This is a genomic window from uncultured Barnesiella sp. (assembly GCF_946496565.1).
Taxonomy (GTDB): domain Bacteria; phylum Bacteroidota; class Bacteroidia; order Bacteroidales; family Barnesiellaceae; genus Barnesiella; species Barnesiella merdigallinarum.
Window position 1 is genome coordinate 69,083 of sequence record NZ_CAMMHD010000016.1, and the last position, 20,575, is coordinate 89,657.

General features: G+C 58.5%; 15 protein-coding genes. 14 read left to right on the forward strand and 1 reads right to left on the reverse strand.

All coding sequences use genetic code 11. From position 1 onward, the window contains the following. Window positions 1-65: 65 nt before the first annotated feature. On the forward strand, window positions 66-1,994 hold the full coding sequence (locus Q1K76_RS09410) for an NAD(+) synthase (protein ID WP_298663180.1): 1,929 nt from the start codon (window positions 66-68) through the stop codon (window positions 1,992-1,994). A 51-nt stretch (window positions 1,995-2,045) separates the two neighbouring features. Here Q1K76_RS09410 and Q1K76_RS09415 read toward each other — a convergent pair whose 3' ends face one another. Beyond that, window positions 2,046-6,728, reverse strand: a complete 4,683-nt coding sequence (locus Q1K76_RS09415; protein ID WP_300132843.1) for a translocation/assembly module TamB domain-containing protein — start codon at window positions 6,726-6,728, stop codon at window positions 2,046-2,048. A gap of 170 nt (window positions 6,729-6,898) precedes the next feature. Here Q1K76_RS09415 and tsaD point away from each other — a divergent pair, with 170 nt between their 5' ends. The 13 genes from tsaD (at window position 6,899) to Q1K76_RS09480 (ending at window position 20,520) form a co-directional block, all read left to right on the forward strand. After that, complete coding sequence (tsaD, locus tag Q1K76_RS09420) at window positions 6,899-7,918, forward strand: tRNA (adenosine(37)-N6)-threonylcarbamoyltransferase complex transferase subunit TsaD (protein WP_087407678.1); 1,020 nt, start codon at window positions 6,899-6,901, stop codon at window positions 7,916-7,918. An 11-nt stretch (window positions 7,919-7,929) separates the two neighbouring features. After that, window positions 7,930-9,171: a competence/damage-inducible protein A gene (locus tag Q1K76_RS09425; protein WP_087407677.1), complete on the forward strand. Its 1,242-nt coding sequence runs from the start codon at window positions 7,930-7,932 to the stop codon at window positions 9,169-9,171. 121 nt (window positions 9,172-9,292) lie between these two features. Next, the gene (gene rpmB, locus Q1K76_RS09430; protein ID WP_087407676.1) at window positions 9,293-9,547 is read left to right on the forward strand and encodes a 50S ribosomal protein L28; all 255 of its coding nucleotides are present in this window, start codon (window positions 9,293-9,295) and stop codon (window positions 9,545-9,547) included. A 3-nt stretch (window positions 9,548-9,550) separates the two neighbouring features. Then, window positions 9,551-9,739: a 50S ribosomal protein L33 gene (gene rpmG / locus Q1K76_RS09435; RefSeq protein ID WP_008861764.1), complete on the forward strand. Its 189-nt coding sequence runs from the start codon at window positions 9,551-9,553 to the stop codon at window positions 9,737-9,739. Between the two features lie 14 nt (window positions 9,740-9,753). Beyond that, window positions 9,754-9,906, forward strand: a complete 153-nt coding sequence (locus Q1K76_RS09440; RefSeq protein ID WP_087407675.1) for a DUF4295 domain-containing protein — start codon at window positions 9,754-9,756, stop codon at window positions 9,904-9,906. A gap of 131 nt (window positions 9,907-10,037) precedes the next feature. Continuing rightward, window positions 10,038-10,991 carry a signal recognition particle-docking protein FtsY gene (gene ftsY, locus Q1K76_RS09445; RefSeq protein ID WP_087407674.1) on the forward strand — a complete coding sequence of 318 codons (954 nt, stop codon included), beginning with the start codon at window positions 10,038-10,040 and terminating at the stop codon, window positions 10,989-10,991. 77 nt (window positions 10,992-11,068) lie between these two features. Next, window positions 11,069-12,379, forward strand: coding sequence for a 30S ribosomal protein S12 methylthiotransferase RimO (gene rimO, locus Q1K76_RS09450; protein ID WP_300132847.1), 1,311 nt, complete (start codon window positions 11,069-11,071; stop codon window positions 12,377-12,379). A 12-nt stretch (window positions 12,380-12,391) separates the two neighbouring features. Next, the gene (locus tag Q1K76_RS09455; RefSeq protein WP_300132850.1) at window positions 12,392-13,492 is read left to right on the forward strand and encodes a chorismate-binding protein; all 1,101 of its coding nucleotides are present in this window, start codon (window positions 12,392-12,394) and stop codon (window positions 13,490-13,492) included. A 15-nt stretch (window positions 13,493-13,507) separates the two neighbouring features. Then, entirely contained in the window at window positions 13,508-15,193 is a 1,686-nt protein-coding gene (gene menD / locus Q1K76_RS09460; protein WP_300132852.1) for a 2-succinyl-5-enolpyruvyl-6-hydroxy-3-cyclohexene-1-carboxylic-acid synthase, read from the forward strand. Window positions 15,194-15,226: 33 nt separating this feature from the next. Beyond that, entirely contained in the window at window positions 15,227-16,051 is an 825-nt protein-coding gene (gene menB / locus Q1K76_RS09465) for a 1,4-dihydroxy-2-naphthoyl-CoA synthase (RefSeq protein WP_087407670.1), read from the forward strand. 1 nt (window position 16,052) lies between these two features. Then, a complete protein-coding gene (locus Q1K76_RS09470; RefSeq protein WP_300132854.1) occupies window positions 16,053-17,102 on the forward strand; it encodes an o-succinylbenzoate synthase in 1,050 nt (349 codons plus the stop codon). Beyond that, window positions 17,093-18,112 (forward strand): AMP-binding protein, encoded by a 1,020-nt coding sequence (locus Q1K76_RS09475; RefSeq protein ID WP_300132856.1) that lies wholly within the window; start codon window positions 17,093-17,095, stop codon window positions 18,110-18,112. The genes Q1K76_RS09470 and Q1K76_RS09475 overlap by 10 nt, the downstream gene beginning before the upstream one ends. 188 nt (window positions 18,113-18,300) lie before the next feature. Next, the gene (locus Q1K76_RS09480; RefSeq protein ID WP_300132859.1) at window positions 18,301-20,520 is read left to right on the forward strand and encodes a glycoside hydrolase family 3 C-terminal domain-containing protein; all 2,220 of its coding nucleotides are present in this window, start codon (window positions 18,301-18,303) and stop codon (window positions 20,518-20,520) included. Window positions 20,521-20,575: the final 55 nt, after the last annotated feature.

Consider the following 20,575-nt stretch of genomic DNA (forward strand, 5'->3'; position numbering starts at 1 on the left):
ATGCGGGCCGGGAGTTTTGAATCCCGGTTAATTTGTTTACATTTGTCGATATTAACCGTGAAGATATGGGACAAAATTTCGGATTCGTAAAAGTGGCGGCGGCTGTGCCCGGAGTGGAGGTGGCCGATTGCCCGCATAATGTCAAGGAGATAGAAAAACAGATAGCCGAGGCCGAGGGGCTGGGGGTGCAGATTGTCGTTTTTCCCGAGCTGTCGGTGACGGCCTATACCTGTGCCGACCTCTTCGGCCACACCCTGCTGCTCGAGCAGACACAGCGAGCCCTGGCCGGGTTGCTCGAGGCGACCGCCCGTACCTCGTTGCTGTGTGTGGTGGGCATGCCGGTGGCGTGGGGCAACAGCCTGTACAACTGCGCCGTGGCCTTTCAGCAGGGGCGCATCCTGGGAGTGGTTCCCAAAAGCTATCTGCCCAACTATAAGGAGTTTTACGAGGAGCGTTGGTTCGCTTCGGGCCTGACGGTCACGGGCGAGACTGTGGAGCTGTGTGGCAGCCGGGTACCCTTCGGGGTCGACCTGCTCTTCGAGAGTGCGGGTGCCGTGGTGGGTATCGAGTTGTGCGAAGACCTGTGGGTGCCTATTCCGCCCAGCTCGCATCTGGCCCGGCAGGGGGCCGATATTATTCTCAATCTGTCGGCTACCAACGAACTCATCGGGAAGCACCACTATCTGCTCTCGCTGTTGCAGCAGCAGTCGGCCCGCTGTCTGGCGGGATATGTTTATGCCTCGGCCGGGTTTGGCGAGTCGTCTACCGATCTGGTCTTTGCCGGCAACGGCATCGTGCTGGAGAACGGCTCGATATTGGCGCAGACCGAGCGTTTTGTACAGTCGCCCCGTCTGGCGGTGAGCGAAATCGACGTGGAGCGGCTGCGCACCGAGCGTAGGGTCAAGACCTCGTTTGCCCAGGGCACGGAGTCGATGGAGCGTCCCGTGCGTCGCATCCCCTTCGCATTGGCCGATGTGCCGTTGCGGTTGACCCGACGGGTGTCGCCGCGTCCCTTTGTCCCCTCCGACTCGGCCACGCTGCACGACCGTTGCGAGGAGATTCTTTCCATTCAAGCTGCAGGTCTGGCCAAGCGGCTCATTCACACGCGGGCACAGAGTGCGGTGATAGGTATCTCGGGCGGACTCGATTCGACGTTGGCCTTGCTGGTGGCCGTGAAAGCGCTCGACCGGCTGGGCGAGCCCCGGCAAAAAATCATCGGGGTGACCATGCCGGGCTTCGGCACGACGGGCCGCACCTATCGCAATGCCGTAGCGCTGATGCAGGCCCTGGGGATTACGATTCGCGAAATCTCGATTCGCGAGGCGTGCGAGCTGCACTTCCGCGACATCGGGCACGATGCGACGGTGCAGGATGTCACTTACGAAAACTCCCAGGCGCGCGAGCGCACCCAGATATTGATGGATATTGCCAACCAGACGGGAGGTCTCGTGATAGGTACCGGCGACCTGTCGGAGCTGGCTCTCGGTTGGGCCACCTACAACGGCGACCACATGTCGATGTATGGCGTGTCGACCAGCATTCCCAAGACACTGGTCAAGTATCTGGTGCACTGGGTGGCCGAGAACGAATTGACGGGCGAGGCCCGCGATACGCTGCTCGATATTGTGAACACGCCTATCAGTCCCGAGTTGATTCCGGCCGACGAAAACGGCGAAATCAAGCAGAAGACCGAGGACTTGGTGGGTCCCTACGACCTGCACGACTTCTTCCTCTTCAACATGCTGCGCTATGGATTCTCGCCGGCCAAGCTCTACTGTCTGGCCCGGTATGCCTTCGATGGCGAGTTCGACGACGCGACAATCAAGAAGTGGCTGAAGGTCTTTTGCCGTCGCTTCTTCAACCAGCAGTTCAAACGCTCCTGCCTGCCCGACGGGCCCAAGGTGGGGTCGGTGAGCCTGTCGCCGCGGGGCGACTGGCGCATGCCCAGCGACGCGTCGAGCGCGATGTGGCTGCGCGAGTGCGACGAGCTGTAATTCCTGTACAATATATAATAAGATAACGGGCGAGCCGGGAGAGGAGTAGAGCTATTTCTCTTTCGGCTCGTCGGGTTTGAGGGCCGGTTGTCGTGAGACAACCCGGGTAGAGTCGGCCGGCAGGGTCGGGGTCTCGGGTCGGACGGTACGGGTCGAATCGGCCGGAGTTTCGGGCTGAGTGCTCGGCGGGGTGGTGCGGACAGAGTCGACAGCCGCCTCGGGCCGGGGGCTCCGCTTGAAGAGGTCGCTCCAGAGGCTGAAGTCGTGGCGCAACATGATGCCCACGCCCTGGGTAGTGAGGGCCGACTTGATGTAGTAGTTCTGGTCGTTGTAGTGGTTGTAGGCCTTGAGCCGTATGGTGCCGCTCTTGTTGAGCAGATATTCCAGGTCGAAGTCGCCGATGAAGGTATTGTTGTTGATTGTATTGTCGCGGTAACCAAAGTTCCCGTTGAAAATCAGCCGGTTGTTGAGTAACTGGCTCGATAGGGCCAGGTCTACCTCCATGTCGGAGAAGTCGCCCTTCTCGCTGCGGAAGTTTGGCGAGATATTCCAGTTGTCGCTCAACTGTCCCAGAATGTTGCCCAGTTGCGACGAGAGGGTCGACGAGGCCACCGACACCAGCTCGTTGTTCCGGCTTTGCCCCATGTTCATGAAATCGGGGGTGTAGAAGCGGTTCAAGGCCAGCAGGTAGATAATCTGGCGATTCATCATGTCGTTGGTGCTGATGATGCTGCGCACCCGGCGGTCCATATCCTGCGTGAGGGTGGGGAAGGCAATGTCGAAACTGAGGTCGGGACGACGCACATCGCCGGCCACATTCAGGATAGTCTGCACCGGCACGGTGGTTCGGGTCAGCTCCTTGTCGTTGGCAAAGTTCTCGTCGAGGTCGAGCAGGTTGGCCGTGAGTGAATAGATGGCCGATATGTCGAGGTTGGTGGCCATGGGGTCGCCGTGGAAGGATACGCGGCTCCCCTCCTTGATAGAGAAGTCGCGGGTGATGATGTCCTGCAGGCTGAAGTTGTAGCTACCCTTCTCGAGCACGTAAGAGCCATAGAGTTTGATGTCGTCGTCCATCGAGTTGTACTCGAGCAGGATACTGCCCCGGCCGGTAGCCTTGATCATGTCGCCGGTCGATTTGTCCATCACCAGATTCATTTTGGCCTGGTTGGTCGCTTCGATTTGCAGGTTGAGGGCCAGGATGCTGTTCTCTTGAGCCTGGTTGCTCTCCATCATGCGGGCATTGTTGAGGATAGCCGTGCTGTCGACCTGGCTCTCATCGGCCTCGGCCATCGAGCGAGCCGAGTTGGTGAAGGTGATGAAGTCGTATTCGCCGGCCGCTTCGGAGCCCGACAAGACGAAGGTGAAGTTCGACTGGTCGCCGGTAGCCATGTTCACGTCGATGCGGTTGTAGCCCGGTTCGCCCTTGATGAGGGCCGATCCCGTGCCGTAGATGGTACCGTAGTAGGTGGGGCTTTGTCGTTCGGTCATGTCGTAGGACAGGAAGTCGCGGGCATCGGTGATGGCGATGTCGTAGGCGAGGTCCTTGAAATTGTGGTGCGAGAGCCAGCCCGACCCCTTGGCCGTGTGTCGCAGCTTGTCATAGACGGTGACATTGTCGAACCAGATGCGGGTGGGCGAGAAGTGAATGCTGTCGGTGAGTGTGTAGCGGGTGTTGAGGTAGCCGATGCCGAAGTTGAAGTTTTCGACATAGGCGTCGCCCGTCACGTTCAGCGCCTTGAAGTTGCCGTAGAAGTCGATGTGCCCGCTGGCTACACCCGAAACGTCGGTCATCACCGTTTCGACGAAAGGTTGCAGAAAGGCGATGTTGAGCCGGTCGGGGTCGAACGAGAGGGCGAGCGAGTCGCGCGTGGGGAAGATGTAGCCGTCGATATAGGTCTGTTTTTCCTCCGGGTTTTCGACAAACCCTTTCATCAGGATGCCCTGGTTGTCGTTGTCCCACATGCTGAAGAGGTGCAGGTCGCCGAACACGGCTCCGTTGTAGGCAAAATTCCTGACGTCGAACTGCTCGGTGCTGAGCCGGGGCGCCGGTGTGAAGAGGTGCGAGGCTACCAGATTGCCGGTGGCGTTGCCTCCGAACGACACGTGCTTGATGTTGAGCGTGCCGAATATGTAGTCGAGGTCTACGTCGTTGAGCTGTATGTTCAACAGGTCGTTCTCCTGGTCCGAGGCTACCCCGTCGATGAGAATGTATTGGGGGGCATGCGAAATTTCGAAATTGTGCACCTCGACCCGCTTGTCGGCTACGGTGAGGTCGGCCGGTTTCATCTGCCAGATGGTATCGTTGAAGATGAGCGTCGAGGGGTTGATGTGGGTGTGCATCAGCAGCGCCCCCTCGTCGGCGGTGCGCGAGAAGGCGGTCGAGGTGTTCAGTTCGCCGTAGAAGGTCGACTGGGTGTCGTTGTTCCAGTTGAGCACCACGTCGAGGTTGTCGTGGTGAGCCTTGCTGCGCAGGCTCCAGATGGTGCGCACCTGCTTCTTGTTGTAGGTGCTGGTCTCGACGGAGAGATACATGTCGGCGGTATCTTTACGGGCCGAGATGTAGGCATCTTCGATGTGCTGCTTCTTGTACCACAGGTGTGGAATCTGTCCTGTGACAGTAGCCGTATTCCGAGAGCTGTTCAGCTCGCCCTCGAGGGTGGCCCGGTCGGTGAAGGTGACGGGCAGTGCGAATATCTGCGACATGTGCAGGGTGGGCTCGATGGTGAATCGGAACTTGAAGTTGTTGAGCGGAGCCGGCTCTTCGGCTTTCTTCTTTTTCGTGTTTTTGCGACGGGAGTGCGGTTTCGGCTCTTCGGGTTGGGGCATCAGCGAGGGGAGTGTCTGGGCGACGAGTCTCTGCAACGACTCCTTCAGGGTAGAGAAGCGGTATTGCCCCTCGATCCAGCCGTTCAGGTAGTCCGAGGTAATGGCGATGCTCTGTGGTGTGTAGCGGTTGTGTGCCTCGAGGCTGAAGCGGTTGAGGGTGAAGCGGTCGTTGGGTGTAGTGAAGGTGAGGCTGTCGATTGTGACTGCTCCCTCGGCGTTGTCGAGGCTGTTGCCGGTAAATTGGGCGGTGACGTTGAATCCCAGTTTGGACCCTTCGAAGCTGGGCATCAACCGCAGTTCGGCTACATGGATGTCGCGGGCCTGGAGGGTGAGGTCGAACTCCGACTCCTGATGTTTCAGCACGGCCAGACCTTTGACTTCGACGTGGCCGTTGGTGTCGTCGATGCGGACGACACCGTTGTAGCGGTTGTCGCCGAACTCGCCGTTGAGAGCTATGTTTTCGTAGGGATACCCCTTGTATTCGAAGTAGTTGATGGTACCCACAACCTTGCCGGTGGGGGCCTGGTAGCGCGCCTTGCGGCTGTCGAGCTCGACCTTGAAGACGATTTCGCCGTAGGGGTTCCCCTCGGCAAACAATCCGTTGAGGTTGAACTTCTGCGACTCGATGAGGCCGGCATAGTGCATCGTTCCCGTCTGGCCGTTCTGTTTGGCCGAGAGGTCGGAGTGGATGGTCCCCAGGTCGGTCGTGAGGGTGCCGCAGGCCGTGAGGTTGCGGCCCCGGTTGGCGATGTCGCCACTGAAGTGGACATTGCCCAGGCGGGCTATGGTGTGGCGTTGCCGGTCGGTGAGCGAGGGGATTCTCTGAAGAATATCGGCCAGACCCTCGGCCGAGGCATGTAGCGTGATGGGGTCGCACACGATGCTGCGCTGCCGGGCGTCGGTTATCTGCTTGACGGCAATCTGGCTGTGGGCGGTGATGCTGCCGTGGCCAAAGTCGAAATCGAAGGCGTGCACGTAGAAGTCGTTGGGGGTACCCGACAGGTGGAGCGACAGGTCGACCGAGGTCTCTATCTCGTCGAGCAGGGGTGCGAACGGGGCCAGGTCGCCGAGGGCGATGCGGGCCTGGGGTATCTGCAGCGAGAGTCGGGTCTCGTCGAGAATCTTCCGGGTCGACAGCGTGTCGGGCAGGGTGGCCACTATGGGTTTTATCTCGATGTGGCTGCTGGGAAGCTGCACCTTGAAATCGCTCAGCGTAGCTTGCCGGCGGTTACCCTCGAGCTTGAATTGCAGGCGGTTGAGCGAAAAGCCCGACCGCTCGTCGAACGAGAGCCGCTTGATCGAGACATTCACCGAGTCGTTGGTGAGCGACTTGATCGAGAGTTTCGACAAGAGGTTTTTCACCCCGATGTGGTTCGGGTCGAACCGTCCCGGCTCGGCCGGTGGGGCCGACAGCAGGTCGTAGCGTATCTTGCCCCGGCGGATGATGGCGTTGTTTATTTTGAACTTGATTTTCTCCTTGGGCTTGTCCGATTTGCTTTTGAAGGCGTCGATGACAAACTGCAGGTTGGTGACCGTATCGGGGCGGGCCTGCGAGATGCGGGCATCGAGTCCGAACAGCTGGATGTTGGTGAAAATAAGTTCTTTGTTGAATACGAGGTCGCCGAGGGCGATGCCTGCCGAGAGCTTGTTGGCATAAACGAGCGTATCGCCCTGCTGGTCGGGCAGGTATACTCCGAAGAGTTCGAGCTTGTTGAAGGGCGAGAACTGTATGCGGTCGATGTCTACCCGGGTGCCCAGCAGGGCCGACAACTCTTCGATACCTATACGACGTGCCCGGTCCTGGATGCCGGGGACCGACAGCAGGATATAGGAGAGCGTGTATATCGCTATGACAGAAATGATAACGATATGGACAAATAGCCGAAATGCCGAATAGAATTTCCTCATATTTAAAACGATACAAAAATAGTGTATCCTTTTGAAAGTTTCGATAGAATCGGCTCTTTTCTTTCGGCGGTGGTTATGAAAAAAAATGTAAAGGCGAACGCTTTTTGGTTATAAATATGTACTTTTGCAAACCTCGAAAGAGGAACGATAACACAGTTAAACGATACGATATGAGTGTAACAATCTTAGGCATAGAGTCGTCGTGCGACGATACCTCGGCTGCGGTCATCCGCGACGAAGTGATGCTGTCGAATGTAATCGCCAGCCAGGCGGTACACGAAGCCTACGGCGGGGTGGTGCCCGAGCTGGCTTCGCGAGCTCATCAGCAAAATATCATCCCCGTGGTTTCCGAGGCCCTGAAGCGGGCCGGGGTTAAACCCGAAGAGTTGAATGCGGTAGCCTTTACGCGCGGGCCCGGTCTGATGGGTTCGTTGCTGGTGGGTACCTCGTTTGCCAAGGGATTCACCACGGCGCTCAACATTCCGCTGGTCGATGTCAATCACCTGCAGGCCCATGTGATGGCTCACTTCATCAAACGCTCGCCCGACGACGATACGCGGCCTCCGTTCCCCTTCCTGTGTCTGCTCGTCTCGGGTGGAAATTCGCAGATTATAAAGGTAGAGGCCTATAACAAGATGTCGGTTATCGGGCAGACTATCGACGATGCGGCCGGCGAAGCCTTCGACAAATGCGCCAAGGTGATGGGGTTGCCCTATCCCGGCGGACCGGTTGTCGACCGCTTGGCCAAGGAGGGAAATCCCAAGGCATTTGCCTTGAACAAGCCGCATATCCCCGGGCTCGACTACAGTTTCAGCGGGTTGAAGACCTCGTTCCTCTATCTGCTGAGAGACCGCGTGAAGGAGGACCCCGATTTCATTGCCAAGAACCAGTGCGACTTGTGCGCCTCGTTGCAGGCGACCATTGTCGACATACTCATGGACAAGCTCTACAAGGCCGTGAAACAGACGGGCATCAAGCATGTGGCCGTGGCCGGCGGCGTGTCGGCCAACTCGGCGGTGCGCGGTGCCTTTGAGGAGTATGCCCGCCGCTATGGGTGGACGGTCTATCTGCCTCCCTTCTCCTTCACGACCGACAATGCCGCCATGGTGGCTATTACAGGATATTACAAGTATCTGGACAAAGAGTTTTGCAGCGTCGAAAAGGCACCCTTTGCCCGGGTCGAGTTATAAATGCAAAACAGATGAATGTCGAGATTATTGTCATCGGCGACGAGCTGCTCATCGGGCAGGTCACCGATACCAACTCGGGGTGGATAGCCCGTGAGTTGAACCATATAGGCTGGGAGGTCACCGAAATCACGACCGTGAGGGACCGGGAGCGCGAGATTACCGACGCGCTCGACAGCTCGTTCGGCCGGGTCGACGTGGTGCTGATGACCGGTGGTCTGGGCCCCACGAAAGACGATATTACCAAGCAGACCCTCTGCCGCTACTTCGGAGGCAAGATGATTTTCGACGAGACCGTTTGTGCCCACGTCGAGGAGATTTTCCGCCGCCGTCACCTGCAGATGAACACCTCGACGCACGACCAGGCCTATGTACCCGACGTCTGCACCGTCATCGAGAACCCCGTGGGCACGGCGCCCGTCATGTGGTTCGAGCGGGAGGGCAAGGTGCTGGTTTCGATGCCGGGTGTCCCCATCGAGATGAAGACGGTGATGCAGGCCTCGGTCATCGACCGGCTGCGCCGCCACTTCGGCGACCATTCGGCCATCCTGCACCGCACCTGTCTGGTGAAGGATTTCACCGAGTCGCGCCTCTCCGAGTCGCTCACCGGGTTTGAGGCACAACTGCCCGCCTGCATCAAGCTGGCCTATTTGCCTACACCGGGTGTCATACGCCTGCGGCTGACGGCTCGCGGCGACGACGAGGCGCAGTTGCAACCCCTGATCGACGGGCAGTTCGACAAGTTGAAGGACCTGCTGGGGCCGCACCTCTTTTGCGACAGCGATGCCACGCTGGCCGGAGCGCTGGGGCTGCTGTTGGCCCGCCGGGGCGAAACCTTGGCCACAGCCGAGAGTTGCACGGGCGGCAACATAGCCCACGAGATTACGCGGGTGGCCGGCAGCTCGGTCTATTTCAAGGGCAGTGTGGTGGCCTACGCCAACGAGGTGAAGGAGCATGTGCTGCACGTCTCGCCCCAGACACTCGAACAGTGCGGGGCGGTGAGCCGCGAAACCGTGTTGCAGATGACCGCCGGTGTGCAACGCTTGTTCGCGACCGACTGTGCGGTAGCCACCTCGGGCATAGCCGGCCCCGGTGGAGGTACCCCCGAGAAACCGGTGGGCACCGTGTGGATAGCCGCACGCTATGGCAACCGCGACAAAGTAGACTGTTTCCGCTTCGAGGGAGACCGCGAACAGGTGATTGCACGGGCCACTCAGGCGGCTCTGCTTATGCTGGTGCAGCTGATGACCGAGTAGGTCGGAGAGAAAAAGTTTCCATTTTAATCGGCTAAAAATTTGGAAGCTATTCTTAAAATGCTTTACTTTGCACTCTGTTTGCGAAAGCAGTAAGAAAAAACAAATAAAATTATAGATAGCGATGTCAAAGATTTGTCAAATTACAGGGAAAAAAGCAATGGTTGGCAACAACGTTTCGCACTCGAAAAGAAGAACGAAAAGAAGATTCAGTGTCAACCTCTTTACGAAGAAATTTTATTGGGTAGAACAGGATTGCTGGATTACGCTTACACTGTCGGCTGCCGGTCTTCGTACAATCAATAAAATGGGATTAGACGCAGCTCTCAAACAAGCTGCCGGAAATGGGTATTTAACTGAAGTAAAAATGTTGTATTAAGATATGGCAAAGAAAGCAAAAGGTAATCGCGTTCAAGTAATCCTTGAGTGCACGGAGCACAAGGCTAGTGGTATGCCTGGAACATCGCGTTATATTACCACCAAAAACAGAAAAAATACCACAGAGCGTTTGGAGTTGAAAAAATACAACCCCATCCTGAAGAGAGTTACTGTACACAAAGAAATAAAATAAGGAAGGATTGAACCATGGCAAAGAAAACAGTTGCATCGTTGCAAAAAGGCGAAGGCCGTACTTATTCGAAAGTGATTAAAATGGTGAAATCGCCGAAGACGGGAGCTTACACTTTCCAAGAGGAAATGGTTCCCAACGACTCGGTGAAGGACGTACTGAGTAAGTAAGTCATAATTAGCGCAATATAAAGAAAACTTTCTTATACAAAATGTGTAAGGAAGTTTTTTTTTACCATGATAATTTTATAGCTTTGCATAACGTGCGGCGGGACCCGCACGGATACATTAAATATTCACATATGGGATTTTTTGATTTCTTTTCGAGAGAGAAAAAAGAGACGCTCGACAAAGGTCTCTCCAAAACCAAAGAGGGCGTATTCTCCAAATTGGCCCGTATCGTTGCCGGCAAGTCTCAGGTCGACGATGCCATTCTGGACGACTTGGAAGAGGTGCTCATTACCTCGGACGTGGGCGTAGAGACTACGCTGCGTATCATCGAGCGGATAGAGAAGCGGGTGGCTCGCGACAAATATATCAATACCAACGAGTTGAACCGTATTCTTCGCGAAGAGATCACGGCCCTGCTGACCGAAAACAGCGTGGAAGAGTCGGGCGAGTTTACCGTGCCGGCCGACAAGAAACCCTATGTGATTATGGTCGTAGGCGTGAACGGTGTGGGCAAGACGACCACCATCGGGAAACTGGCCTACCAGTACAAGAAGCGCGGCAACAGTGTCTATCTGGGTGCCGCCGATACCTTCCGGGCCGCTGCCGTAGAGCAGCTGATGATTTGGGGCGAGCGGGTAGGTGTGCCTGTCGTGAAGCAGAAGATGGGGGCCGACCCGGCATCGGTGGCTTTCGATACCCTCAGCTCGGCCAAGGCCAACAACGCCGACGTGGTGATAATCGACACCGCCGGCCGTCTGCACAACAAGCTGAATCTGATGAACGAGCTCACCAAAATCAAGAAGGTGATGGAGAAGATCGTGCCCGGGGCTCCGCACGAGGTGCTGCTGGTGCTCGACGGTTCTACGGGACAGAATGCCTTTGAGCAGGCCAAGCAGTTTACGGCGGCTACCGAGGTGAACGAGCTGGCCATTACCAAACTCGACGGTACGGCCAAGGGCGGCGTGGTCATCGGTATCTCCGACCACTTCAAAATCCCCGTCAAGTACATCGGTCTGGGCGAGGGTATGGAAGACTTGCAGGTATTCCGCCGCAAAGAGTTTGTCGACTCTCTGTTTGGCGATTGATTTTTCAGGAATGTATTTACGGCTGGGGAGTCGGGTACCGACTCTCGTAGCCGTCTTTTTTTTCATGTAGTGTCAAGATGATAAAGAATAGCGTCGATATTATTACGTTGGGCTGTTCCAAGAATCTGGTCGATTCGGAACGGCTGTTGCATCGTTTCTCCGAAGCCGGTTACAAAGTGCGTCACGACCCCGAAAAGGTGTCGAGCGAATATGTGGTGGTCAATACCTGCGGGTTTATCGGTGACGCCAAAGAGGAGTCGATCGAGATGATTCTGCAGATGGTCGAGGCCAAGAAGGCCCGCAAGATACGTCACCTCTACGTGATGGGTTGCCTCTCGCAACGCTATCGCGAGGAGCTCGAGACCGAGATTCCCGAGGTAGACAAGTTCTACGGGAAGTTCGACTGGGGCAACCTGCTTACCGACCTGGGGGCCCGCAACGACGACGATGATAAGGATTTCGGACGCATCCTTACCACACCCCCGCACTATGCCTATGTGAAGATTGCCGAGGGGTGCAACCGCTTCTGTTCCTACTGCGCGATACCGCTCATCACGGGGCGCTTCGTCTCGTATCCCATGGACGAGCTGCTCGACGAGGTGCGCTCGCTGGTAGCCCGCGGCGTGAAGGAGTTCCAGATTATTGCACAGGACCTCTCGTCCTACGGGCTCGACCTCTATGGCGAGCAGAAGTTGGCCGAGCTCATCGACCGCATGGCTCAGATTCCGGGTGTGAAGTGGATACGCCTGCACTACGCCTATCCCTCGCAATTCCCCTACGACATCCTGCCGGTGATGCGTCGCCATGCCAACGTGTGCAACTACCTCGACATCGCCTTGCAGCACATCAGCGACCACATTCTCACCGATATGCGCCGTCACGTGACCAAGCAGGAGACCTACGATTTGTTGAAACGCATACGGGCCGAGGTGCCCGGTGTCCATATACGCACCACCCTCATGGTGGGCTATCCCGGCGAGACCGACGAGGATTTCGAGGAGCTGAAGCAGTTTGTGCGCGATGCCCGTTTCGAGCGCATGGGGGCCTTTGCCTACTCCGAGGAGGAGGGCACCTATGCCGCCAAACACTTCCCCGACTCGATTCCCGAGGAGGTGAAGCAGGCCCGGCTCGACGAACTGATGGCTCTGCAAGAGGAGATTGCCCTCGAGAGCAACCGCTCGAAGGTGGGGCAGGAGTTCGACGTGATGGTCGACCGCGAGGAAGACGATTACTACGTGGGACGTACCGAATACGACTCGCCCGAGGTCGATCCCGAGGTGCTCATTGCCAAAACCCGCACTTTGCCCGTCGGCGAATTTTGTCGCGTGAAGATTGTCGATGCCATGCCCTATGAACTCATGGCCGAGCCACTGCCGTCGGATCGATAATCGTCGCGTGCCATGGGTGAGAATACGACAGCCATATCTTGTCTCAGGCAGGCTTTCGAGCGGAGTCTCGAGAGCCGTTTCCCCGCCTATGCCTTCAGGTTGCCGGGCGACAGTGCCTTTTATTGGGGCGCCTGTCCGGCCCATGAGCTGGAGACCTTGGCGGGTTGTACCCTCCCCGGCGAGGGGCGGGAGGGGTTTCTCTTTGCCCCTTTCGACAGCGGGGCATTCCCTTCACTCTTTTTCCCGGTAAAACCCGTGCGGGCCGAGGCTATCGACCTGGAGGCGTTGAACCGTTGTGCCGACTCTTCTGTTAGAGCCGACGAGGGGCCCATGCCGGTGACCGATTGCGATTACCCGGCCTATGAGCAGCAGGCCCTTACCCTCATCGGGGCCATGCGCCGCGGCGAGTTGCGGAAAGCGGTGCTTTCGCGCACCGTGACGTTGCGGCGGCCGATGCTCTCCGATGTCGAACTTTTCCTGCGGTTGGCCGCGAAATATCCGGCCGCCTTTGTCAGTTGGGTACATCTGCCCGGCCGGGGGCGTTGGATAGGAGCCACCCCCGAAACGCTGCTCGACTACGACGGCCGTAGGCTGTCGACCATGGCATTGGCCGGGACCCGCAAGGCCGGGACTCCGGGCGAGTGGGGCACGAAGGAGCAGGAGGAGCAGCAGATTGTGGCCGATACGATTGTGGCTGCTCTCGAGCGTTGTGGCCTCGACCCGGTGGTGGGGGCCCGTTTTACCAAGGTGGCGGCCCAGGTCGAACATTTGTGTACGCCGGTTACGGTCGAAGGTCGTTTGACCGATAGCCAGCTGAACGATATTTTATGTGCTTTGCACCCGACACCAGCCGTCGGGGGGTATCCCAAAGAGGCTGCGAAAGTTTGGATTGATCGCGTGGAACCACACCGGCGTCGCTACTATGGCGGCTATCTGGGCCCGGTGCAGGCAGACGGGATGCGCTTGTTTGTCAATCTGCGCTGCATGGAGGTGGACGATGGGTATGTGAGATTGTATGTCGGTGGCGGCCTGACGGCCCAGTCGCAGCCCGCCAGCGAATGGTGCGAGACCGAGGCCAAGGCGCAGACGCTGCTCTTGGTCATAAACGGTTAATCAAACAAGAAACGTATGAAGACAACAGAGAAACAGGGGTGTAATGCCCTCGTCGAGATTTTGGTAAAGCAGGGTGTGAAACGGGCGGTTCTCTCGCCCGGGTCGAGAAATGCGCCTGTATTGATGGCATTCTCGCGGTGCGAGGCTATCGAGTCGTATGTGGTGGTCGACGAACGTACCGCCGCCTTCATGGCTCTGGGCATGTCGCAGCGCAGCGGCGAGCCGGTGGCCCTGGTGTGTACCTCGGGAACGGCTCTGCTCAACTACGCTCCGGCCGTGGCCGAGGCCTACTACCAGCACATCCCGCTCGTGGTCATTTCGGGCGACCGGCCCATCGAGTGGATCGACCAGGACGACGGGCAGACCCTGCGTCAATACGGGGCTTTGGCTCCTTTTGTGAAACGGTCGTACGACCTGCGGGCCGAGTGGACCCTGCCGACCGACGGCTGGTATTTCAACCGCAGTGTGAACGATGCCCTGCTCACGGCCCTCTCGGGTGAAAAGGGGCCGGTGCACATCAACCTCTCCATTACCGAGCCGCTCACCGGCGAGACCGAGGTCGCGCCGCGTCCCGAACGGGTGGTTATGCGGATGGCTCCGGCAAGTCTGCCCGACGAAGAGTCACTCGCGCTCCTGAGCCGCGAGTTCATGTCGGCCCGCAAGGTGCTTGTCGTGGCCGCCTTCATGCAGCCCGACGAGGCGTTGGGCCGGGCTCTGGCCCGACTGGCCGAGTTGCCGCAGGTGGTGGTGCTTACCGAGTCCATCGCCAATGTGCAGGGCGAGCGGTTCATCTCTACCATCGACCGGGTCTATTCGGTTATCGACAAGAGCGAGTGGCCCGACTATGCCCCCGACCTGCTCATCACCCTGGGCGGTTCGCTGGTGTCGCGCATGATCAAGGCCTTCCTGCGGCAGCATAAACCGCAGGCCCACTGGCGCATCTCGCAGGGCGACCGCGTGGTCGACACCATGCAGGCGCTCACCCGCCACATCGACGCCTCGCCGGCCCGTCTGCTCGAGGCTTTGGCCCGTCGGGTAGCCCCCGTCGAGAGCTCCTATGCCGCCCTGTGGCATGACAAGGAGCAGCTGGCTACCCGCCTGCACGACGACTATATAGCCCGCATCGGTTGGTGCGACCTCAAGGCCTTCTCGCTGATTCTGCCGGTTATCCCGGCCGGCACCGCCCTGCAACTCTCCAACGGCACCACGGTGCGCTATGCCCAGCTCTTCAATACTCCGCAGGTGAGCCGGAGCGACTGCAACCGCGGGGTGTGCGGTATCGACGGTTCTACCTCGACGGCGGCCGGCGCCTCGTGTGTGGGCGATGCGACCACGCTCTTCATTACCGGTGACATGAGCTTTTCGTACGATGCCAACGGCCTCTCGTCGGCCTATCTCTCGCCCCGGTTCAAGGTGATTGTCATGTGCAACGGCGGGGGCGGCATCTTCCGCTTTATCAAGCCTACGGCCGGGTTGCCCGAGCTGGAGCGCTGCTTCGAGGTGCACCGCGATATTCCCGTCGAGAAGTATGCCGACCTCTTCGGGCTGCGCTACTTCGAAATCGACAGCGAGGCATCGGCTGCCGAGGTATTGCCCCGCTTCTTTGCCGAGAACGAGCGGCCGGCCATCCTGGCGGTGCATACGCCCCACCTCTACAATGCCGAGGTGTTACGGGGATACTTCCGCCGGGCCCGGCAGTAATGTTGAAATTCAGAATCTTAAAAACGACACGATATGAAAAAGTTTGACTGGAAACCCATTAAGGAGTATGAGGACATACTCTTCGATTACTACGACGGTATCGCCAAGATAACGATTAACCGCCCGCAGGTCTACAACGCGTTCCGCCCCCAGACCAATAACGAGATGCTCGACGCCATGGCCATCTGCCGCGAGCGTCCCGACATCGGCGTGGTGGTGCTCACCGGAGCCGGCGACAAAGCCTTCTGCTCGGGTGGCGACCAGAAGGTGAAGGGCATCGGCGGCTATATCGACCAGAACGGTGTACCCCGCCTCAACGTGCTCGACCTGCACAAGGCCATTCGCTCCATACCCAAGCCGGTTATCGCCATGGTCAACGGCTACGCCATCGGCGGCGGCCATGTGCTGCATGTGGTGTGTGACCTGACGATTGCTTCGGAGAATGCCCGTTTCGGGCAGACGGGTCCCAAGGTGGGCAGCTTCGACGGCGGCTTCGGCTCCTCCTATCTGGCCCGCATCGTGGGGCAGAAGAAGGCGCGCGAAATCTGGTTCCTCTGTCGCCAGTATACGGCTCAAGAGGCCGAGGCGATGGGGCTGGTGAACAAGGTGGTGCCTTTCGACCGGCTCGAGGAGGAGACCGTCGAGTGGTGCCAGACCATTTTGAAACGCAGTCCCATGGCCATCCGTATGATCAAGCGGGCCCTGAATGCCGAGCTCGACGGCCAGCGCGGCCTCATGGAGTTTGCCGGCGACGCCACGCTGCTCTATTATCTGATGGAGGAGGCGCAGGAGGGCAAGAATGCTTTCCTCGAGAAGCGTGACCCCGATTTCCAGAAGTTTCCCAAATTCCCCGGATAAGATGCTGAAGGCCAGTTATACTCCGTATACGCTCCATTTCAAGGTGCCGAGTGGGACCTCGCGCGGCATCCTCACCGAAAAGGAGACCTACTTCGTGAAGGTGTGGGACGATGCCGCCCCCGACCGCTACGGGTTGGGTGAGTGTGCCCTCTTCCGGGGGCTCGGTGCCGACGACCGCCCCGAATACGAGAGCGTGTTGCAGCGGGTGTGCCGCGAGATGGATTGCTACGAAAGCCTCGACCTCTCGGCCTGGAGTTCGATACGGTTCGGGGTGGAGACTGCTCTGCTCGACTGGCAGAACGGCGGCCGGCGGGTCGTATACCCCTCCGACTTCGTGACGGGTGGGAGAGGCATCACCATCAACGGGCTGATATGGATGGGCGACAAGCGTACCATGGCGGCCCGTATCGAGGAGAAGCTGGCGGCGGGCTTCTCGTGCATCAAACTGAAAATCGGCGCCATCGACTTCGACGACGAGTGCGACCTGCTCGCCTTTATCCGTAGCCGATACGGCCGCGACACCATCGAGTTGCGGGTCGATGCCAACGGAGCCTTTGTCCCCGACCGGGCGCTGGAGTGCCTGAAACGTCTCTCGGACTACGACCTGCACTCCATCGAGCAGCCCATACGGGCCGGACAGTGGGAGGCGATGGCCCGTCTGTGCGAAGCCTCGCCTCTGCCGGTGGCCCTCGACGAGGAGCTCATCGGGGTGGGCAGTGCGGCCGCAAAGGCCGACTTGCTGGAGGCCATAGCTCCGCAGTATGTGGTGCTGAAGCCCTCGCTTATCGGCGGCTTCTCGGGGGCGCAAGAGTGGATCGATGCCGCCCGGGCCCGGGGTATCGGGTGGTGGATTACCTCGGCTCTGGAGTCGAACGTGGGGCTGAATGCCATCGCTCAGTTTACGGCTACCCTGCCTGTGAATATGCCGCAGGGGCTGGGTACCGGTGCACTCTATACCAACAATATACCCTCGCCGCTCGAGCAGGTGGGCGAGGTGTTGCGATACAACCCGGCCGGGGGGTGGAATTTTTCGGAACTGTCATGGAGATAACCTTCAATCATCGCCTGTGCCGCACCCGCGACGAGGTGCTGGCCGCAGCCACCCCGCAGGTGGCCGACTTTCTCGACGAATGGTTTTCGCCGGCCGATTTCGTGTGGGGCCACACCTCGGGTTCGACGGGGACGCCCAAACCGCTGAAGCTCTCGAAACGGGATATGGAGGAGTCGGCCCGGCTGACGGTCGACTTCTTCGGCATCACCGCGGACACGACCATGCTGCTTTGTCTCTCGCCCGACTACATTGCCGGGAAGATGATGATTGTGCGCACCCTGCTCTCGGGGGCCGACCTGCTGGTGGTACCGCCGTCGAGCCGACCCTTGGCGACGGTCGACGAGCCGGTCGACTTTGCGGCGATGGTTCCGGCGCAGGTGGTTGAGTCGTTAAGTGACGATGCCCAGCGTGCCCGCCTGGCTCGGGTAGGAGCCTTGATTATCGGCGGAGCACCGCTCTCGCCTGCTACCGAGGCCCGGTTGACCCAACTGCCGGTGCAGGCCTACGCCACCTATGGCATGACCGAAACGGTGTCGCACGTGGCCCTGCGTCGCATTGGTGATGCCACCATGCTCTACCGGGCTTTGGGTAGCATCACCTTTGCGGTCGATTCCCGCGACTGCCTGGTTATCCATACTCCCCATTTTACACACAAGCAGTTTGTGACCAACGATGTGGTGGAGCTCGTCGATGAGCGCACCTTCCGCTGGACAGGTCGTTACGACCATGTGATTAACAGCGGGGGGGTAAAGATATTTCCCGAGCGGGTCGAGCAGAAGATAGCCGGGCTCTTGACCCGCCGCTTCTTCATAGCCGCCGCTCCCGACGAGAAGTGGGGGCAGTGCGTGGCCCTGGCCATCGAGGGCGACCCGTTGTCGCCTGCCGACGAAGCCGCCTTGCTGGCCCGTATCCGCGAGGCGGTCGATCGGTACGAGATGCCGCGCCGGGTGGTCTATCTGCCCGCTTTTGCCGAGACCTCGTCGGGTAAGGTAATCCGACGTTTGCCGTGATTTCCTGTCGGTTGGCAAAGCCGTTTCCGTCGTGAGGCGGATTGTTATCCTTCTATATATGGAGATGGAGGGAATGTTTTAAAGTGTTATTTGAGCATGTTCTGTTGCCGGGAATAGATTTTATATCTACCTTTATTCCCGATTATATTTGTTATTCAGTCACATTTGCTATTTTAAACATGAAGAACATGCGACATGTATTAGGAGTTACGCTCCTATGGGTCGCGGCTGTAACCGTAGCCCAACCCCCTGTTTACCTTGATGATACAAAGCCTGTTGAAGATCGCGTAGAAGATGCCCTTTCGCGTATGACCCTCGAAGAGAAGGTGGCCTTGTGTCATGCTCAATCGAAATTTAGTTCACCGGGAGTTCCCCGTTTGGGCCTGCCCGAAAACTGGATGACCGACGGTCCGCACGGTATTCGTTCCGAACTTTTGTGGGACGAATGGAGTCCGGCCGATTGGACCAACGACTCGTGCATGGCCTTCCCGGCCCTGACCTGTCTGGCCGCTACGTGGAACCCCGATATGGCTCTGCGCTATGGCCGGGCTTTGGGCGAGGAGGCGCGTTACCGGAACAAGAACGTGCTGTTGGGCCCCGGCGTAAATATCTACCGCACGCCGTTGAACGGGCGCAACTTCGAGTATATGGGCGAAGACCCTTACCTGGCCTCCGAGCTGGCAGTACCTTATATCCAAGGGGTGCAGTCGTGCGGTGTGGCCGCCTGCGTGAAACACTTTGCGCTCAACAATCAGGAGAAAGACCGGCACTATGTCGATGTGGAGCTGAGCGACCGGGCCCTCTACGAAATCTATCTGCCGGCCTTTCAGGCCGCCGTGCAGCGGGGAAAGGTGTGGTCGATTATGGGGTCGTTCAATCGCTACCAGGGACAGCACTGCTGCCACAACCAACGTCTGCTCAACGATATTTTGCGGGGCGAATGGGGCTTCGACGGGGTGGTCATCTCCGATTGGGGTGCCGTGCACAATACCCTCGAGGCGGCCTATAACGGACTCGATTTGGAATTTGGTTCTCTCACCGACGGTATGGAGTTCAGTGTCGACAATGCCTACGACGACTACTACCTGTCTCGTCGGTTCCTTGAGTTGTTGAAGTCGGGGAGCATCCCCGAGTCGGTGGTTGACGGGAAGGTTCGTAATATCCTGCGGTTGATGTTCCGCACGACGATGAATCGTAATCGTCCCTACGGCTCGTTCAAGAATCCGGCTCATGGCGAGGTTGCCCGGCAGATAGCCGAGGAGGGTATCGTGTTGCTGCAGAATCGCGACAACACGTTGCCTGTCCAGCTGGAGAAGACCCGCAAGATATTGGTGGTGGGCGAGAATGCCATCAAGATGATGACCGTGGGCGGCGGCAGCTCGTCGCTGAAAGCCTGGTACGAAGTGTCGCCGTTGGAGGGGCTTCGGGCCCGGATAGGCGATGTGGCCGAGGTGGTGTATGCCCGGGGCTATGCCAGTCCCGACCCGCCGAAGAGTGTCATGTATACCATCCCTTCGTTGCAGACCGACCGCTCGGCCGACGACCTGCTGGCCGAGGCGGTAGCTTTGGCCCGGGAGGCCGACTACGTGATTTTTGTGGGTGGTCTCAATAAGAACGGGCATCAGGATTGCGAGGGAGGCGACCGAAAGAGCTACAGTCTGCCCTACGACCAGGACCGCCTGATCGAGGCCTTGGCCGAGGTCAACCCCCGCACCGTGGTGGTACTCGTCTCGGGCAACAGCGTGGCCATGCCCTGGGCCGACCGGGTAGGTGCCATTGTCGAGGGTTGGTATTGCGGCAGCGAGGCCGGCCATGCCCTGGCCGCTGTGCTGACGGGCGATGTGAACCCGTCGGGTAAACTGCCCTTCACGATGTGCACCCGTCTCGAAGATTATCACGCCCATGCCTTGAACGACTCGCTGGTCTATCCGGGTGTCAATCATCGCGAGGTGTACAAGGACGATATTTTCGTAGGCTATCGCTGGAGCGACAAGCAGAAGAAAAACCATCGTCCGCTCTTCTGTTTCGGCCACGGGTTGAGCTATACCACATTCGAGTATGGCAAGGCGGTGCTCGACCGCAAGCAGATGACGGCGGCCGACAGCCTGCGGGTGCGCGTCACGGTGAAGAACACGGGCAGCCGTGCCGGTGCCGAGGTGGTGCAACTCTACGTGTCGGACCTGAAGTCGTCGTTGCCCCGTCCGATCAAGGAGTTGAAGGGATTCCGCAAGGTGATGCTTCAACCGGGCGAAAGCCGCGAGGTAGAGTTTGTGCTCGACCGCACGAGCCTCTCGTATTTCGACGATGCGAAACATGCGTGGGTAGCCGAGCCGGGACGCTTCGAGGTGCTCATCGGCGCCTCGGCCGAGGACATTCGGTCGCGTGCCGGATTTGAATTGAGACCATAATCCTGTGACAAGAACAAATTTTTTTGTTATTAACCTTCAAAATAATTATCATGAG

Bases quoted from the DNA above. Each gene is read 5' to 3' on its own strand.
- Q1K76_RS09480 (WP_300132859.1), top strand. From the start codon at position 18,301: ATGCGACATGTATTAGGAGTTACGCTCCTATGGGTCGCGGCTGTAACC.
- Q1K76_RS09425 (WP_087407677.1), top strand. From the start codon at position 7,930: ATGAATGTCGAGATTATTGTCATCGGCGACGAGCTGCTCATCGGGCAG.
- menB (WP_087407670.1), top strand. From the start codon at position 15,227: ATGAAAAAGTTTGACTGGAAACCCATTAAGGAGTATGAGGACATACTC.
- Q1K76_RS09415 (WP_300132843.1), bottom strand. From the start codon at position 6,728: ATGAGGAAATTCTATTCGGCATTTCGGCTATTTGTCCATATCGTTATC.
- tsaD (WP_087407678.1), top strand. From the start codon at position 6,899: ATGAGTGTAACAATCTTAGGCATAGAGTCGTCGTGCGACGATACCTCG.
- Q1K76_RS09410 (WP_298663180.1), top strand. From the start codon at position 66: ATGGGACAAAATTTCGGATTCGTAAAAGTGGCGGCGGCTGTGCCCGGA.
- Q1K76_RS09455 (WP_300132850.1), top strand. From the start codon at position 12,392: ATGGGTGAGAATACGACAGCCATATCTTGTCTCAGGCAGGCTTTCGAG.
- rpmB (WP_087407676.1), top strand. From the start codon at position 9,293: ATGTCAAAGATTTGTCAAATTACAGGGAAAAAAGCAATGGTTGGCAAC.
- Q1K76_RS09440 (WP_087407675.1), top strand. From the start codon at position 9,754: ATGGCAAAGAAAACAGTTGCATCGTTGCAAAAAGGCGAAGGCCGTACT.
- menD (WP_300132852.1), top strand. From the start codon at position 13,508: ATGAAGACAACAGAGAAACAGGGGTGTAATGCCCTCGTCGAGATTTTG.
- Q1K76_RS09470 (WP_300132854.1), top strand. From the start codon at position 16,053: ATGCTGAAGGCCAGTTATACTCCGTATACGCTCCATTTCAAGGTGCCG.
- rimO (WP_300132847.1), top strand. From the start codon at position 11,069: ATGATAAAGAATAGCGTCGATATTATTACGTTGGGCTGTTCCAAGAAT.
- ftsY (WP_087407674.1), top strand. From the start codon at position 10,038: ATGGGATTTTTTGATTTCTTTTCGAGAGAGAAAAAAGAGACGCTCGAC.
- rpmG (WP_008861764.1), top strand. From the start codon at position 9,551: ATGGCAAAGAAAGCAAAAGGTAATCGCGTTCAAGTAATCCTTGAGTGC.
- Q1K76_RS09475 (WP_300132856.1), top strand. From the start codon at position 17,093: ATGGAGATAACCTTCAATCATCGCCTGTGCCGCACCCGCGACGAGGTG.